This is a genomic window from Leucobacter sp. OLIS6, assembly GCF_002752355.1.
Classification (GTDB): domain Bacteria; phylum Actinomycetota; class Actinomycetes; order Actinomycetales; family Microbacteriaceae; genus Leucobacter.
In genome coordinates this window covers 21,440-34,270 of record NZ_MRAV01000003.1, presented here as the reverse complement: position 1 = coordinate 34,270, position 12,831 = coordinate 21,440, and the positions used below count along the sequence as shown (strand labels likewise).

The window sequence follows — 12,831 nt, the reverse complement described above, 5'->3', positions numbered from 1 at the left end:
CCCAGGGGGCGGATCGCGCGCGGTCCGAATGTCAGTGGTCGCGCCTATCGTGTCGCCATGAATCCCTTCCGCATCTCCAGCCGCATCGTTCCCGCAGGCACCATCGCGTCCGGCGCGCCTCCCCCTGACCCGGCCCGACTGCGCGTCCCGGTCGCCGTCCCCTGGTGCGTGGTCCACCGCTCCGAGGACGGCGTGGTGGAGGTCGAGCAGCGCGCCGACGGGCCGTTGCGCGCGGTGCGCTTCGCGCTCGCCGGATCCGGGCTCCTGGGCCTGTCGCTCCCGCGTACGGTGTACCCGGGCGAGCGGGTGCGGGCGGTGCTGCGCGGCGGATCCGCGGATCGTGCGGGGACCGCGCCCGACGCCATGCTGGTCCTGCGCTGGTTCCAGCCCGACGGGACCGAGCTGCTGTGGCCCATCGCGCTCTAGGCGTCCCATTCGTCGTGGGTCCAGTGCCGGGGTTCGCGGGGCAGCAGCGGGCCGGGCGCGGGCGCGGGCTGCTCGTGGGCGCGTGTGGCGATGCTCCGGGTCAGCTCCGAGACCGTCGTGCCCAGCGCCGTCGCGACGCGGACGAGCGTGTCGAGGTTCGGGTTCGAGGTGCCGCGCTCCAACCGGCCGAGGTTCGAAGGGTGCAGACGGGCGAGCTCCGCCAGGCGGGTCTGGCTGAGCCCGAGCCTCGCGCGCAGGGCCTTGATCCGGGTGCCGACGGCCAGGGACGGGGAGTGCAGTGGGTGAAGATCCATGCCCCAACGCTCGGGGGTCCGGGCCCCACCGCGCACGGGGCGTTTTCGCCCTGTGGAAACCCCTCGGCGGCACCCGAGCGCGACACGCCGAGGGAACCGTGGACAGAGAATTTCCCCAGGGTCGCCGGCCCTGTGGATAACCCGCCCGCGGTGGCGGAAACGCGCCGAAAGTTGTCCCCAGGTCGGGCCTCCCGCCCGTGGACGACGCGTGGAAAACTACATTCGTGTAACTACAGCATGTTGTGTTTGCCGCTCGTGTGGGACACTAGATGTAGTGCCCCGAGCGGGGTGCGTCAGATTTTAGCGAAGGGCTCAAAATGGCTATCACGGTCTACACGAAGCCGTCGTGCGTGCAGTGCACCGCGACGTACCGGGCGCTCGACAGCAAGGGCATCGAGTACGAAGTCCTGGACCTCTCGCAGGACGAGGCGGCGCTCCAGGCCGTCAAGGAGCTCGGCTACCTGCAGGCGCCCGTCGTGGTGGCCGACGACGAGCACTGGTCGGGCTTCCGTCCCGACAAGATCTCGGAGCTCGCGAACCGCCTCGCCGACTAGCGCCGCAGGGAGGAGAGCATGGCCGACCTGGTCTATTTCTCCAGCATCTCGGGGAACACGCACCGCTTCGTCGAGAAGCTCGATCGGCCGGCTCTGCGGATCCCGCTCTACTCGCGGGAGGAACCGCTGGTCGTCACCGATCCGTTCGTGCTCCTGCTCCCCACCTACGGCGGCGGCCCCGAAACCCGGGCCGTGCCGAAGCAGGTCATCCGGTTCCTCAACGACGAGCGCAACCGGACCCAGCTGCGCGGGGTGATCGCCGCGGGGAACACCAACTTCGGGGAGGCCTACGGCATTGCGGGCGACATCGTCGCCCGCAAGTGCCGAGTGCCGTTCCTCTATCGATTCGAACTCTTTGGAACACCGGACGACGTCACCGCCGTCCGAGAAGGATTGGACCAGTTTTGGAAGCAGCAGTGATGGAGCACGAGTCCTCGAAGATCAGCGAGATGGACTACCACTCGCTGAACGCGATGCTGAACCTGTACGACGCCGACGGCAAGATCCAGTTCGACAAGGACCGCGAGGCGGCGCGCCAGTACTTCCTGCAGCACGTCAACCAGAACATGGTCTTCTTCCACAACTTCGAAGAGCGTGTGCGGTACCTCATCGACAACGACTACTACGAGAAGGACCTCTTCGAGCAGTACTCGGTCAAGTTCGTCGAGCGGCTGACCGACGAGGCGTACGCGATGAAGTTCCGCTTCCCGACGTTCCTCGGCGCCTTCAAGTTCTTCACCTCGTACGCGCTCAAGACGTTCGACGGCAAGCGGTACCTCGAGCGCTTCGAGGATCGCGTCGTCATGGTCGCCCTCGGGCTCGCTCAGGGCGACGAGGAGCTGGCGCGCGGTCTGGTCCGCGAGATCGTCTCGGGTCGCTTCCAGCCGGCCACCCCCACCTTCCTCAACCTCGGCAAGGCGCAACGCGGCGAGCTCGTCTCGTGCTTCCTGCTGCGCATCGAAGACAACATGGAGTCGATCTCGCGTGGCATCAACTCCTCGCTGCAGCTCTCGAAGCGCGGCGGCGGCGTGGCGCTCTCGCTCTCCAACATCCGCGAGGCGGGCGCCCCGATCAAGAAGATCGAGAACCAGTCCTCGGGCATCATTCCCGTGATGAAGCTGCTCGAAGACAGCTTCAGCTACGCCAACCAGCTCGGCGCACGCCAGGGCGCGGGCGCGGTGTACCTCAACGCGCACCACCCCGACATCATGAAGTTCCTCGACACCAAGCGCGAGAACGCGGACGAGAAGATCCGCATCAAGACGCTCTCGCTGGGCGTCGTCGTGCCCGACATCACCTTCGAACTGGCTAAGAAGGGCGAGGACATGTACCTCTTCTCGCCCTACGACGTCGAGCGCGTCTACGGCGTACCCTTCGGCGACATCTCGGTCTCCGAGAAGTACCGCGAGATGGTCGACGACCCGCGCATCAAGAAGACGAAGATCAATGCGCGCCAGTTCTTCCAGACCATCGCCGAACTGCAGTTCGAGTCGGGCTACCCCTACATCGTCTTCGAGGACACGGTCAACAACGCGAACCCCATCAAGGGCCGCATCAACATGTCGAACCTGTGCTCCGAGATCCTGCAGGTCAATACGCCGACGACCTACAACGAGGACCTGTCCTACGACCAGATCGGCAAGGACATCTCGTGCAATCTCGGCTCGATGAACATCGCGCTGGCGATGGACGGCGGCGACCTCGCCGGCTCCGTCGAGCTCGCGATCCGCGCGCTCACCTCGGTGAGCGACCAGAGCCACATCACGTCGGTGCGCTCCATCGAGGACGGCAACGACCAGTCGCACGCCATCGGCCTCGGCCAGATGAACCTGCACGGATACCTCGCTCGCGAGCACGTCCACTACGGCTCCGAAGAAGGCATCGACTTCACGAACATCTACTTCTACACGGTGCTGTACCACGCGCTGCGGGCCTCGAACCGCATCGCGATCGAGCGCGACTCCGTGTTCGGCGGATTCGAGGACTCGAAGTACGCGTCGGGCGAGTTCTTCGACAAGTACACCGAGCAGGCGTGGGAGCCCGAGACCGAGCGGGTCCGCGAACTGTTCGCGAACGCCGGCATCGAGATCCCGACCCAGGCCGACTGGCTCGAGCTCAAGGCTTCGGTCATGGAGCACGGCATCTACAACCAGAACCTGCAGGCCGTACCGCCCACGGGCTCGATCTCGTACATCAACAACTCGACCTCGTCGATCCACCCGATCGCCTCGAAGATCGAGATCCGCAAGGAAGGCAAGCTGGGTCGCGTCTACTACCCGGCCCCGTTCATGACGAACGAGAACCTCGCCTACTACGAGGACGCCTACGAGATCGGCCCCGAGAAGATCATCGACACCTACGCCGCGGCGACGCAGCATGTCGATCAGGGCCTGTCGCTCACGCTGTTCTTCAAGGACACCGCGACCACCCGCGACATCAACAAGGCGCAGATCTACGCGTGGCGCAAGGGGATCAAGACGATCTACTACATCCGCCTGCGTCAGCTCGCGCTCGAGGGCACCGACATGTCCGAGTGCGTCAGCTGCATGCTCTGAGACAGCACGCGCACAGCGCGTTCCCGCGACGGCGGGCGGTCACCGTGCGGTGACCGCCCGCCGTCGGCGTGTGTGCGCCCGGCTGCGTCGAGTGCGCAAACTGGTGCGCAAATTGGTTCACCGTTCAAGCAACTTCGGCACTACGCTCATTGTTCGCGCCCGCGCACGATCCGTGTCGCGTTCCGGCGTCTGTACTGGGGGAGATATGAACGGGTCGACGAAGACGCTGATCACGTGCGCGCTGGTCGCGCTATTGGCCGGAGGCGGCGGCGCATTCGCTGCGACGGGGCTGATGCAGGCGAACAGCGTGCGCGCGGGGGCCGCGCTGCAGGGGTGTCTCGATGCGAGCGAGGGCACCCTGGAACTGAGCTCCGCGGGCGGCGCCTGCGGAAGCGGGACCGTGCCCGTGGTCTGGCAGACGAGCGAAGCCGAGGCCGGCAAGGCCGGCGCGGCGGGCGAGAAGGGCGACGCCGGCAAGCCGGGGCCGACCGGCAAGCCGGGCGAAGCCGGGAAGGCCGGAGAATCCGGAACCCCGGGAGCGACCGGAACCCCGGGCGTCGCGGGAACGCCCGGATCGACCGGAGCCCCGGGGGCGCCGGGCCGCATCGGGGCCACCGGCCGGACCGGGACGCCGGGAGCCGCAGGCAAGGACGGCGCGCCGGGCCAGGCCGGGGCTCCCGGCGCGAAGGGCGACCAGGGAGACCCCGGTCTCCAAGGCGTCAAGGGGGACAAGGGCGATCCCGGCGTCGCCGGTGCCCCCGGGGCGAAGGGCGACAAGGGCGATCCCGGCCTGCAGGGGATCCAGGGCATTCAGGGCGTGAAGGGCGACACTGGCGACACGCCGTGGGCGACGGTCGGGGAGTGGTCGGCGACGGCCACCTACACCGCCGGCCCGCCGGCATCGCTCGTCGTCTACCAGGGATCGACCTACGTCGCTGCCCGCTCCTCCGTCGCGGCCGCGCCCGCCGTCTCTCCCTCGGACTGGATCCTCGTCGCCGCCGCGGGCGCGAAGGGCGACAAGGGCGACAAGGGCGATACCGGTGAGCAGGGGCTGCAGGGTGTTCAGGGAATCCAGGGCGTGCAGGGTGTGGTCGGCCTCACCGGCGCCATCGGTGCGACCGGTGCTGCCGGTCAGGACGGCGTGACGCCCTGGACCTTTCGCGGCGCGTTCGAGCCGACTGCGATCTACTCGGGCACGACCCCGGCAAGCGTCGTGACCTACCAGGGGGCGACCTACATCGCGACCAAACCGGGTGCGTTCTCGGCGCTGGTGCCGACCGACACGAGCGCGTGGGCCGTGCTCGCGGCCGCCGGATCGGCCGGCGCTCCGGGCGCGACCGGGCCCGCAGGGCCGCAGGGCATTCCAGGGCTTCCCGGGCAGCAGGGTCCCGCGGGTAACAGCCTGCTGTCGAGCTACTTCGGGCAGAACACCGGCAACGGCCAGCCGGGTCGCGGATCCGGTGAGTGCGTCATGGGCGAGGTGTACTTGAGCGCTGCGAACCGCACCGACGGCGTGCCGGCCAAGGGCCAGTTGGTCTCCATTCAGCAGAACTCTGCGCTCTTCGCGTTGATCGGCACCACCTACGGGGGTGACGGTCGGACGACCTTCCAGTTGCCCGACCTCCGGGCGATCGCCCCGAACAACATGAGCTACTACATCTGCGACATGGGCATCTTCCCGTCGTTCCAGTAGTGCCACATGATCTTGCGGTCCTGTCTCGCTTCGACCACAAGATGTAGGTATTTCGAGACTGTGTCGCGCACCCGACCGAGGCCGCGAACCGCTACTATTTGATGGAGCCAGCCGGTGATCCGCGAGCCTCGGACGAGGCTCGCGGATCACCGCGGCGCAGGGTCGTCCCCGTCCTCAGGAACGCGCGCGTGCGCGCGTGCACCGGGCGACCCGAGGTGCGAATCGATAGTGAGCAAAGGGAGCCGATGAACTTCAAGCTGGGGCACGCCGTTCGGGCGATCAACTGGAACCGGATCGAGGACGAGAAGGACCTCGAGGTCTGGAACCGCCTGGTCAACAACTTCTGGCTGCCCGAGAAGGTGCCGCTGTCGAACGACGTGCAGTCGTGGGCGACGCTCACGCCGCAGGAGCAGCTGCTCACCATGCGCGTGTTCACCGGCCTCACCCTGCTCGACACGATCCAGGGCACGGTCGGCGCCGTCTCGCTGATCCCCGATGCGATCACCCCGCACGAGGAAGCCGTCTACACGAACATCGCGTTCATGGAGTCGGTGCACGCCAAGAGCTACTCGTCGATCTTCTCGACGCTGTGCTCCACGCAGGAGATCGACGACGCGTTCCGCTGGTCGGTCGAGAACCCGAACCTGCAGAAGAAGGCGTCGATCATCGTCGACTACTACGAGGGCGACGACCCGCTGAAGCGCAAGATCGCTTCGACGCTGCTCGAATCGTTCCTGTTCTACTCGGGCTTCTACCTGCCCATGTACTGGTCGAGCCACGCCAAGCTCACCAACACGGCCGACCTCATCCGCCTCATCATCCGCGACGAGGCCGTGCACGGCTACTACATCGGCTACAAGTTCCAGAAGGGTCTCGAGAACGAGACCGAGGAGCGCCGTCAGGAGCTCAAGGACTACACCTTCTCGCTCATGTACGAGCTGTACGAGAACGAGGTCAAGTACACCGCCGACCTCTACGATCCGGTGGGTCTCACCGAGGACGTCAAGAAGTTCCTGCACTACAACGCGAACAAGGCGCTCATGAACCTCGGCTACGAGCCGATGTTCCCGAAAGAGATGACCGACGTGAACCCGGCGATCCTGTCGGCGCTGTCGCCGAACGCCGACGAGAACCACGACTTCTTCTCGGGCTCGGGCTCCTCGTACGTCATCGGCAAGGCCGTCGCCACCGAGGACGAGGACTGGGACTTCTGATCCCGATCCGTTGACCCCGTCCGCGCTCGCGCGGAGCTCCCGCAGGGCCCGGGATCGCGCACTGCGATCCCGGGCCCTGCGCGTTGCGGCTATTCGGCGGCCGGGGTCGCCAGCCCATCCGCAACCCCTACCCGCGAGGATCCGCTCGCGCGCTCGATCCAGCGGCGGTCGTGCGTGACGGTGACGACGGCGCCGTCGAACGCGTCGAGCGCGTCCTCCAGCTGTTCGACGAGCTCGGGCGCGAGGTGGTTGGTCGGCTCGTCGAGCAGGATCAGGTCGCCGGGCGCCGCGAGCGCGATCGCGAGATCCAGCCGGCGCCGCTGCCCGACCGAGAGCGCCGCCACCGGTCGCTCGAACGCGTGCTCGGGCAGCAATCCGAACCGGCCGAGCCGATCCACCGCATCGACCCGATGCAGGCCGACCGCACCGCCGAAGTGCTCGACGACCGAGCGCGCCGGCGCGGAGGCGACCTCCTGCCGCAGCCAGCTCGTACGCAGCGCGTCGTGGCGCTCGATCGTGCCATGCTGGGCGCCCAGCTCGCCCGCGAGCAGGCGCAGCAGCGTCGTCTTCCCGGCGCCGTTCGGCCCCGTCACGAGCCAGCGGTCGCCGCGGCGGACCGTCCACGCGTCCATCCGCAGGGCCGCGCCGTCCGTGCACCGGATCCCGCTCAACGAGATCAGCGCGCCCGTGTCGGGGCGCTGTGCCTCGGCGCCGGTCGGAGCCGAGGCCGCGATCCCGTCCGCCGTCTCGGCGAAGCCGGGGTCGAAGCGCAGCGGTTCGGGCGGGGGCGGCACGGGCGACGCGCGCAGCGCCGCGACGCGCGCCTTCGCCATGCGGATCCGGCTGACCGCGCCGTGCTCGCGGCTCCGCGCGCGGAACGCCCCGTGCCCGAAGCCGTCGAGCTCGAGCTTGCGGGGGATCGCGGCGAGACGCGAGGCGTTCGCCGACACGAGCGCCTCGCTCCGTGCCAGTTCGGTGCGCCACTCCTCGTGGAGCTCGGCCTGTCGCCGGCGCTCTGCGGCGCGCGCCGCGAGGTACCCGGCGTAGCCATCGCCCGACCGGCGCAGGCCGCCGTCGCGCACCTGCACGATGTCGTCGGCGAAACGATCGAGGAACGCGCGATCGTGGGTCGCGACCACCAGCGCACCGCGGTGCGCTGTGAGCCGGCCCTCGAGCCAGGCGAGCGCCTGGTCGTCGAGGTCGTTCGTGGGTTCGTCGAGCAGCAGCAGCTCCGCCCGTGAGGCCAGTGCGGTCGCGAGCGCGAGGCGTGCGCGTTCCCCGCCCGAGAGCGACGCGACCTGCCGCGAGCGGTCGAGGCCGCCGAGGCCGAGCTGCTCGAGCCCGGCGTCGACCCGCAGATCCACGTCGTGGCCATCGCGGGCCTCGAACCGATCGATCAGTTCGCCGAGCCGGTCGAGCAGCGCCGACTGCTCATCCGGGCCGACCGCCGCGAGGCGATCCGACACGTGTTGGATCTCGGCCTCGACCGCCCGCAGATCGGCGAGGAGCAGATCGATCGCCTGCGCCACCGTGGATCCTGCGGGGAAGCGGGGATCCTGCGCGGCGTGCGCGAGACCGCCGGGGAGGACGACTCGGGCCTCGCCGGCGACCGGGCGGACGGTGCCCGAGAGCAGCCCGAGCAGGGTGGACTTTCCGGCGCCGTTGTCGCCGACCAGGGCGACCCTGGCGGTGGGGCTGACGACGAGATCGACCCGGTCGAGCACGACCCGATCCGCGAAGCGGACCGTCGCGGATCGGAGCTCGCAGACCCGGTGGCTGCGCGCTGCTTGCGACCGGACCGCGGAGCGGGCCGGGGACGGGGAATGAACGGAAGACGGGAACATGGGGACTCCTCTGCGCGCGACGGAGGGTCGCGCGGGGAAGCGCATCGCAGATGCGGGATCGGATCCGGACCTCGGGCGCCGGGCAGCGGCGCGCGCTCAGGACCCGCTGCGGAGCAGGGCTCGACGCAGCGTCCAGATCTAGCGAATCAGAGTGCCCACGACCGGGACTCTAACAGGATGAGTCGCGGAGCGGAACCCTCGCCTTCGTCGACCGGCCTGTCCGGGTCTCACTACGATGGATCGGGGCCGCGCGCTGGTCGGCGGCCGAACCCCCGACGTGAGGACCCGCAGTGCCGATGGAGCCCCTGACCGATCCCGCCGCCGAAGTGCTGGCGCTCGTGGAAACGATGTACGCGGGGTATCTGAGCCGCGACACCTCTGCGATCGACGCGCTGCTGTCGCCCGAGCTGACCATGTTCGACTCGTCGGAGGATGCGCTCGTGCACGGCATGGACGAGTTGCAGGCGCTGCGTGCGCGGCGCGGATCCGGCTCGGATGCGCCGGCCGTGAACCCGGTCACCGAGACGGCGCTCGTCGTCGAATCGATCGAGGCGCGAACGATCGGGGGCACGATCGTCGCGACGTGGTGGCTGCGTGTCGACGCGGAGGACGCGAACGGTCGCTCGGTCTCGCCCGAGCGCTCGCGCAACACGGCGGTGCTCACCCGAGGCGCGGACGGCGCGCTCACCATCGCGCACATCCACGAGGATGTGCGCGAGCCGCTGGGCGGGGCACAATAGACGGATGCCCAGTCTGCAGTTCCCCGAGGTGCCCGAACCCCTGTACGTGATGTCGCAGGAGGGCTACCGCATCGCGACGTATATGTGGGGCGACGACGAGGCGCCGACCGTGATCGCCGTGCACGGCTTCGCCTCGAGCTGCAAGGACACGTGGGTCGACACCGGCTGGGTCGGCAGCCTGCTGCAGGCCGGGTTCCGCGTGCTCGGCGTCGACCAGCGCGGGCACGGGCGCAGCGAGAAGCCGACCGATCCGCGCGACTACACGATGCCGCTGCTCGTCAGCGACATCGAGACGGTGCTCGACACCTACATGGTCGACCCGGTGCTGTACCTCGGGTACTCGCTCGGCGCGCGGGTGGGGTGGCACGTCTGCGCCGACCTCGAGCACCGCATCGAACGGGCCGTGCTCGGCGGGATCCCCGATGGTCGCCCGCTCGGCCGTCTGGACCTGGACCAGGCCCGCGCCTACATCGCGTTCGGCACCCCGGTCACCGACCGGGCGACGCAGAACTACGTGCGGCTCGCGGAGCGGGTGCCCGAGAACAGCCTCCCCGCCCTCGTCGCCCTCGCCGGAGGGATGCGCTTCGGCGAGGAGGAGCTCGACCTCGGCAACGCCCCGATCCAGCCGGTGCTCGTCGCGACGGGCACGCTCGACGCGATCTTCGAGGACTCGAAGCAGCTCGCCGCGCGGCTGCCGAACGGCACCTTCGCCGAGCTCGACAAGCGCCACCACTTCAACGCACCGGGATCGCGGCAGTTCCGCGAGCTCGGCATCGAGTTCCTGCGGGCCGGCGTCGCCGCCTGACGGGCGCCGCGGAGTAGTCTCGGCTCAGACATCGGACGACCCGAGGAGACCCTGATGATCATCGCCGGACTCGTACTCGCGGCTATCGCCGCGCTGCTGCACGTCTACATCTTCGCGCTCGAATCGGTGCTGTGGACGAAGCCAGCCGCGCTCAAGACCTTCGGAACTTCGTCCGAGGAGGCCGAAGCGACGAAGGAGCTCGCCTTCAATCAGGGCTTCTACAACCTGTTCCTCGCGATCGTGACGGTGATCGGGATCATCCTCGTGGGGCCCGCCGCCGGCGTCGGCTACGCGCTGGTCTTCGCGGGCACTGGATCGATGCTCGCGGCGGCGCTCGTGCTGTTCGTCTCGTCGCCCGGGAAGCGCGCCGCGGCGATCAAGCAGGGCACGATCCCGCTGCTCGCGGTCGCCGTGCTCGCGATCGGACTGCTCGCGGGCTGATCGGATGAGCGCGGGTGCGCATGCCCGCGTGCCCGCGTGTGTGCACTCGCCACGCGCATCGACCGGACCCAAATTGACCATTCCTCGCGAGGAAAGGTCAATTTGGGTCCGGTCGAGAGGCGCGAGACCCGCGCCCTACGCCACCGGGTGCTCCCGCAGCCAGCCCAGCACCTGCTGCGCGTGCTCGTTCGGCGGGAACACCGGATAGAAGACGTGCTCGATGCGTCCGTCACGCACGATGAGCGTGAGCCGCGAGTAGAGGCGCGGGTGCGGCGGCGCGGCGAACGTCGGCAGGTCGAGCGCCTCGCCGAGGTCGAACTCGGGGTCGGAGAGCATGGGGAACGGCAGGCGCAACCGTTCGGCGGCCTCCCGCTGGTAGCCGGGGTCCTGGCTCGACAGCCCGAACACCCGCGCCGCGCCCGCCTCGACGAGTTCGGCGTGGTGGTCGCGGAAGTCGCACGCCTCGGTGGAGCAGCCGCGCGCGCCGGGGATCTCGTCCCAGCCGTCGGGCAGCGCGACACCGGGGCGGCCGGTCATCGGGTACAGGTAGATCACCGTGCGGCCGGGGCCGAGATCCTGCAGCGCGACCGTCTCGCACGAGCTCGTATGCAGGGCGAGCGGCGGCAGCACCGCACCCACGAGGTGCGCCGCGGCACCGTCGTCCTCGGGCACTGGCAGCCCTGCGGGAAGGCTGGTGAAATCGGTGAGCGGGTCGGTCATCGTCGACATCCTTCGCTGCGGGGACGGAACGGGCGGGGAACGGGTGGGGATCTGTGCGGAACGGACGGATCAGGCGGATCAGGCCGATTGGGCGGATCGGGAGCTCAGGGCGCGCGCGTGCCGGAGGCGAGCAGCCTGCGCAACGCAGTAGCCGAGAGGATCAGCGAGATGCCGATGAACAGCGTGAAGATGCCGGCGATCACGGCGACGAACTTCAGCGCGAAGTCGGGCCAGACGAGCGTGACGACACCGGCGAGGATCGCGAGGATCGCCGGCATGAGCACGAGCCCGCTGCGACCGCCGGCGCGGATCGCGAGGACCAGCCAGAACGCCCCGACGAACAGCACCGAGACGCCGACGAAGGTGACGAGCGCCGTCACCGTGAAGTCGGAGAAGACCATCGCGAGCACGCCGCCCGCGATGAGCACGATCCCCGCCGCGACGGCCGCGCCCGAGGGGCGCCGGACCAGGATCGCGAGGCCGTTCGCGATGAGCGCCGAGCCGAGCACGACCACGAGGAACCAGCTGGCCGCGATGAACGGCCAGAACAGCAGGCCCACGCCGGCCGCGGTCACGAGGATGCCCACGACGAGCAGGATCCACCAGGGGAATCGACGCGTCTCGGCGCGCGGTCCCGTGCTCTCCGGTACCACTTCCCAGGTCATAGCGGGCCTCCCTGCTCGTTCTGCTGCCGAGCCTAGCGGCGGAGCCTGAGCCGCGGCCCGCAGTTCGCGGGCCGCGGAACGGCCGTGATCCCGGCACGAACCGCGCACCGGGATCGCGGCCACGGGAGGCCGCAGAACGATCGGGATCAGTCCTCCCCGCGCAGCTCGGTCGCGTGCCACCGCACCGAGGTGACCTCGGCGATGGGGACCACGTCGGCGATCGCCTCCTCAAGGAATCCGTCATTGCGTTCCAGCGCGGTCATGCGCGCGGTGAGTTCCACCTGCCCGTCGCTGAGGTCGCTGGCCTCGAGCGAGTGGACGGTGAACTCCGGACGCTGCAGCGCCCGCACCACGGCGGAGCGCACCGACACCTCGGCGGCCGCGACCGACCGCACGACGAACACGTACTCGGTCGCGACGGATTCGAGCGCGCGCTCGCCGCGGCGGTCGAGCAGGCGACCGAGCGGCCGGAGCAGCGTGTTCGAGAGCATGATCGCGGCGGTGCCGCCTACGGCGACGAGCAGCAGCCCGCCGCCGGAGAGGGCGCCCACCGCGGCCGACGCCCAGAGCGTGGCCGCGGTGTTGAGCCCCGACACGGAGGCGCCCTGCTTCATGATCACGCCGGCACCGAGGAAGCCGATGCCCGAGACGATCTGGGCGGCCACGCGGGTGGGGTCGGCCCCGGCGCCGTCGAAGCTGAACGCGCCCATGATCACGAAGAGGGCGGCGCCGAGGCTGACGAGCGCGTTGGTGCGCACGCCCGCGGTGCGGGATCGGAGCTGGCGCTCCAGCCCGATCGCCGCCCCGAGGCCGAGGCCGACGGCGATGCGCAGCGCGAGATCGATGGGATCCATGCGCGG

The 12,831-nt window shown here is 69.3% G+C and carries 14 protein-coding genes; 9 read left to right on the top strand and 5 right to left on the bottom strand.

Annotated elements, in window-relative coordinates; genetic code table 11:
* Positions 1-57 precede the first annotated feature (57 nt).
* Complete coding sequence (locus BMH31_RS15645; protein WP_241898100.1) at positions 58-426, top strand: hypothetical protein; 369 nt, start codon at positions 58-60, stop codon at positions 424-426.
* On the opposite strand, the gene BMH31_RS02490 is transcribed toward BMH31_RS15645, so the two are convergent.
* Positions 423-740: a helix-turn-helix transcriptional regulator gene (locus BMH31_RS02490; protein ID WP_099722549.1), complete on the bottom strand. Its 318-nt coding sequence runs from the start codon at positions 738-740 to the stop codon at positions 423-425. The genes BMH31_RS15645 and BMH31_RS02490 overlap by 4 nt on opposite strands.
* Positions 741-1,057: 317 nt before the next feature.
* On the opposite strand from BMH31_RS02490, the gene nrdH reads away from it, so the two are divergent.
* The 5 genes from nrdH (at position 1,058) to nrdF (ending at position 6,756) form a co-directional block, all read left to right on the top strand.
* Positions 1,058-1,294 carry a glutaredoxin-like protein NrdH gene (gene nrdH / locus BMH31_RS02485; protein ID WP_046454693.1) on the top strand — a complete coding sequence of 79 codons (237 nt, stop codon included), beginning with the start codon at positions 1,058-1,060 and terminating at the stop codon, positions 1,292-1,294.
* An 18-nt stretch (positions 1,295-1,312) separates the two neighbouring features.
* The gene (gene nrdI, locus BMH31_RS02480) at positions 1,313-1,714 is read left to right on the top strand and encodes a class Ib ribonucleoside-diphosphate reductase assembly flavoprotein NrdI (RefSeq protein ID WP_046454694.1); all 402 of its coding nucleotides are present in this window, start codon (positions 1,313-1,315) and stop codon (positions 1,712-1,714) included.
* Positions 1,714-3,849, top strand: a complete 2,136-nt coding sequence (gene nrdE / locus BMH31_RS02475) for a class 1b ribonucleoside-diphosphate reductase subunit alpha (protein WP_099722548.1) — start codon at positions 1,714-1,716, stop codon at positions 3,847-3,849. Before nrdI ends, nrdE begins: the two co-directional genes overlap by 1 nt.
* 205 nt (positions 3,850-4,054) lie before the next feature.
* The gene (locus tag BMH31_RS02470; protein ID WP_099722547.1) at positions 4,055-5,542 is read left to right on the top strand and encodes a tail fiber protein; all 1,488 of its coding nucleotides are present in this window, start codon (positions 4,055-4,057) and stop codon (positions 5,540-5,542) included.
* A gap of 245 nt (positions 5,543-5,787) precedes the next feature.
* Entirely contained in the window at positions 5,788-6,756 is a 969-nt protein-coding gene (gene nrdF / locus BMH31_RS02465) for a class 1b ribonucleoside-diphosphate reductase subunit beta (protein WP_046454696.1), read from the top strand.
* 89 nt (positions 6,757-6,845) lie between these two features.
* Here nrdF and BMH31_RS02460 read toward each other — a convergent pair whose 3' ends face one another.
* A complete protein-coding gene (locus BMH31_RS02460) occupies positions 6,846-8,600 on the bottom strand; it encodes an ATP-binding cassette domain-containing protein (RefSeq protein ID WP_099722546.1) in 1,755 nt (584 codons plus the stop codon).
* Between the two features lie 296 nt (positions 8,601-8,896).
* Here BMH31_RS02460 and BMH31_RS02455 point away from each other — a divergent pair, with 296 nt between their 5' ends.
* Genes BMH31_RS02455 through BMH31_RS02445 form a run of 3 tightly spaced genes read left to right on the top strand, consistent with a single transcriptional unit; the run spans position 8,897 to position 10,586 of the window.
* Positions 8,897-9,340, top strand: a complete 444-nt coding sequence (locus BMH31_RS02455) for a DUF4440 domain-containing protein (protein ID WP_099722545.1) — start codon at positions 8,897-8,899, stop codon at positions 9,338-9,340.
* 4 nt (positions 9,341-9,344) lie between these two features.
* Positions 9,345-10,145, top strand: a complete 801-nt coding sequence (locus tag BMH31_RS02450) for an alpha/beta fold hydrolase (protein WP_099722544.1) — start codon at positions 9,345-9,347, stop codon at positions 10,143-10,145.
* Between the two features lie 54 nt (positions 10,146-10,199).
* A complete protein-coding gene (locus BMH31_RS02445; protein ID WP_099722543.1) occupies positions 10,200-10,586 on the top strand; it encodes a DUF1304 domain-containing protein in 387 nt (128 codons plus the stop codon).
* A 135-nt stretch (positions 10,587-10,721) separates the two neighbouring features.
* Here the strand turns inward: BMH31_RS02445 and BMH31_RS02440 are convergent, their stop codons facing one another.
* The 3 genes from BMH31_RS02440 to BMH31_RS02430 form a co-directional block, all read right to left on the bottom strand.
* On the bottom strand, positions 10,722-11,306 hold the full coding sequence (locus BMH31_RS02440) for a peroxiredoxin (protein ID WP_241898099.1): 585 nt from the start codon (positions 11,304-11,306) through the stop codon (positions 10,722-10,724).
* A gap of 104 nt (positions 11,307-11,410) precedes the next feature.
* The gene (locus BMH31_RS02435; protein WP_099722541.1) at positions 11,411-11,971 is read right to left on the bottom strand and encodes a DUF308 domain-containing protein; all 561 of its coding nucleotides are present in this window, start codon (positions 11,969-11,971) and stop codon (positions 11,411-11,413) included.
* A 146-nt stretch (positions 11,972-12,117) separates the two neighbouring features.
* Positions 12,118-12,825, bottom strand: coding sequence for an MgtC/SapB family protein (locus BMH31_RS02430; protein ID WP_099722540.1), 708 nt, complete (start codon positions 12,823-12,825; stop codon positions 12,118-12,120).
* Between the last annotated feature and the right edge of the window lie 6 nt (positions 12,826-12,831).

Bases quoted from the DNA above. Each gene is read 5' to 3' on its own strand.
- BMH31_RS15645 (WP_241898100.1), top strand. From the start codon at position 58: ATGAATCCCTTCCGCATCTCCAGCCGCATCGTTCCCGCAGGCACCATC.
- BMH31_RS02490 (WP_099722549.1), bottom strand. From the start codon at position 740: ATGGATCTTCACCCACTGCACTCCCCGTCCCTGGCCGTCGGCACCCGG.
- nrdH (WP_046454693.1), top strand. From the start codon at position 1,058: ATGGCTATCACGGTCTACACGAAGCCGTCGTGCGTGCAGTGCACCGCG.
- nrdI (WP_046454694.1), top strand. From the start codon at position 1,313: ATGGCCGACCTGGTCTATTTCTCCAGCATCTCGGGGAACACGCACCGC.
- nrdE (WP_099722548.1), top strand. From the start codon at position 1,714: ATGGAGCACGAGTCCTCGAAGATCAGCGAGATGGACTACCACTCGCTG.
- BMH31_RS02470 (WP_099722547.1), top strand. From the start codon at position 4,055: ATGAACGGGTCGACGAAGACGCTGATCACGTGCGCGCTGGTCGCGCTA.
- nrdF (WP_046454696.1), top strand. From the start codon at position 5,788: ATGAACTTCAAGCTGGGGCACGCCGTTCGGGCGATCAACTGGAACCGG.
- BMH31_RS02460 (WP_099722546.1), bottom strand. From the start codon at position 8,600: ATGTTCCCGTCTTCCGTTCATTCCCCGTCCCCGGCCCGCTCCGCGGTC.
- BMH31_RS02455 (WP_099722545.1), top strand. From the start codon at position 8,897: ATGGAGCCCCTGACCGATCCCGCCGCCGAAGTGCTGGCGCTCGTGGAA.
- BMH31_RS02450 (WP_099722544.1), top strand. From the start codon at position 9,345: ATGCCCAGTCTGCAGTTCCCCGAGGTGCCCGAACCCCTGTACGTGATG.
- BMH31_RS02445 (WP_099722543.1), top strand. From the start codon at position 10,200: ATGATCATCGCCGGACTCGTACTCGCGGCTATCGCCGCGCTGCTGCAC.
- BMH31_RS02440 (WP_241898099.1), bottom strand. From the start codon at position 11,306: ATGACCGACCCGCTCACCGATTTCACCAGCCTTCCCGCAGGGCTGCCA.
- BMH31_RS02435 (WP_099722541.1), bottom strand. From the start codon at position 11,971: ATGACCTGGGAAGTGGTACCGGAGAGCACGGGACCGCGCGCCGAGACG.
- BMH31_RS02430 (WP_099722540.1), bottom strand. From the start codon at position 12,825: ATGGATCCCATCGATCTCGCGCTGCGCATCGCCGTCGGCCTCGGCCTC.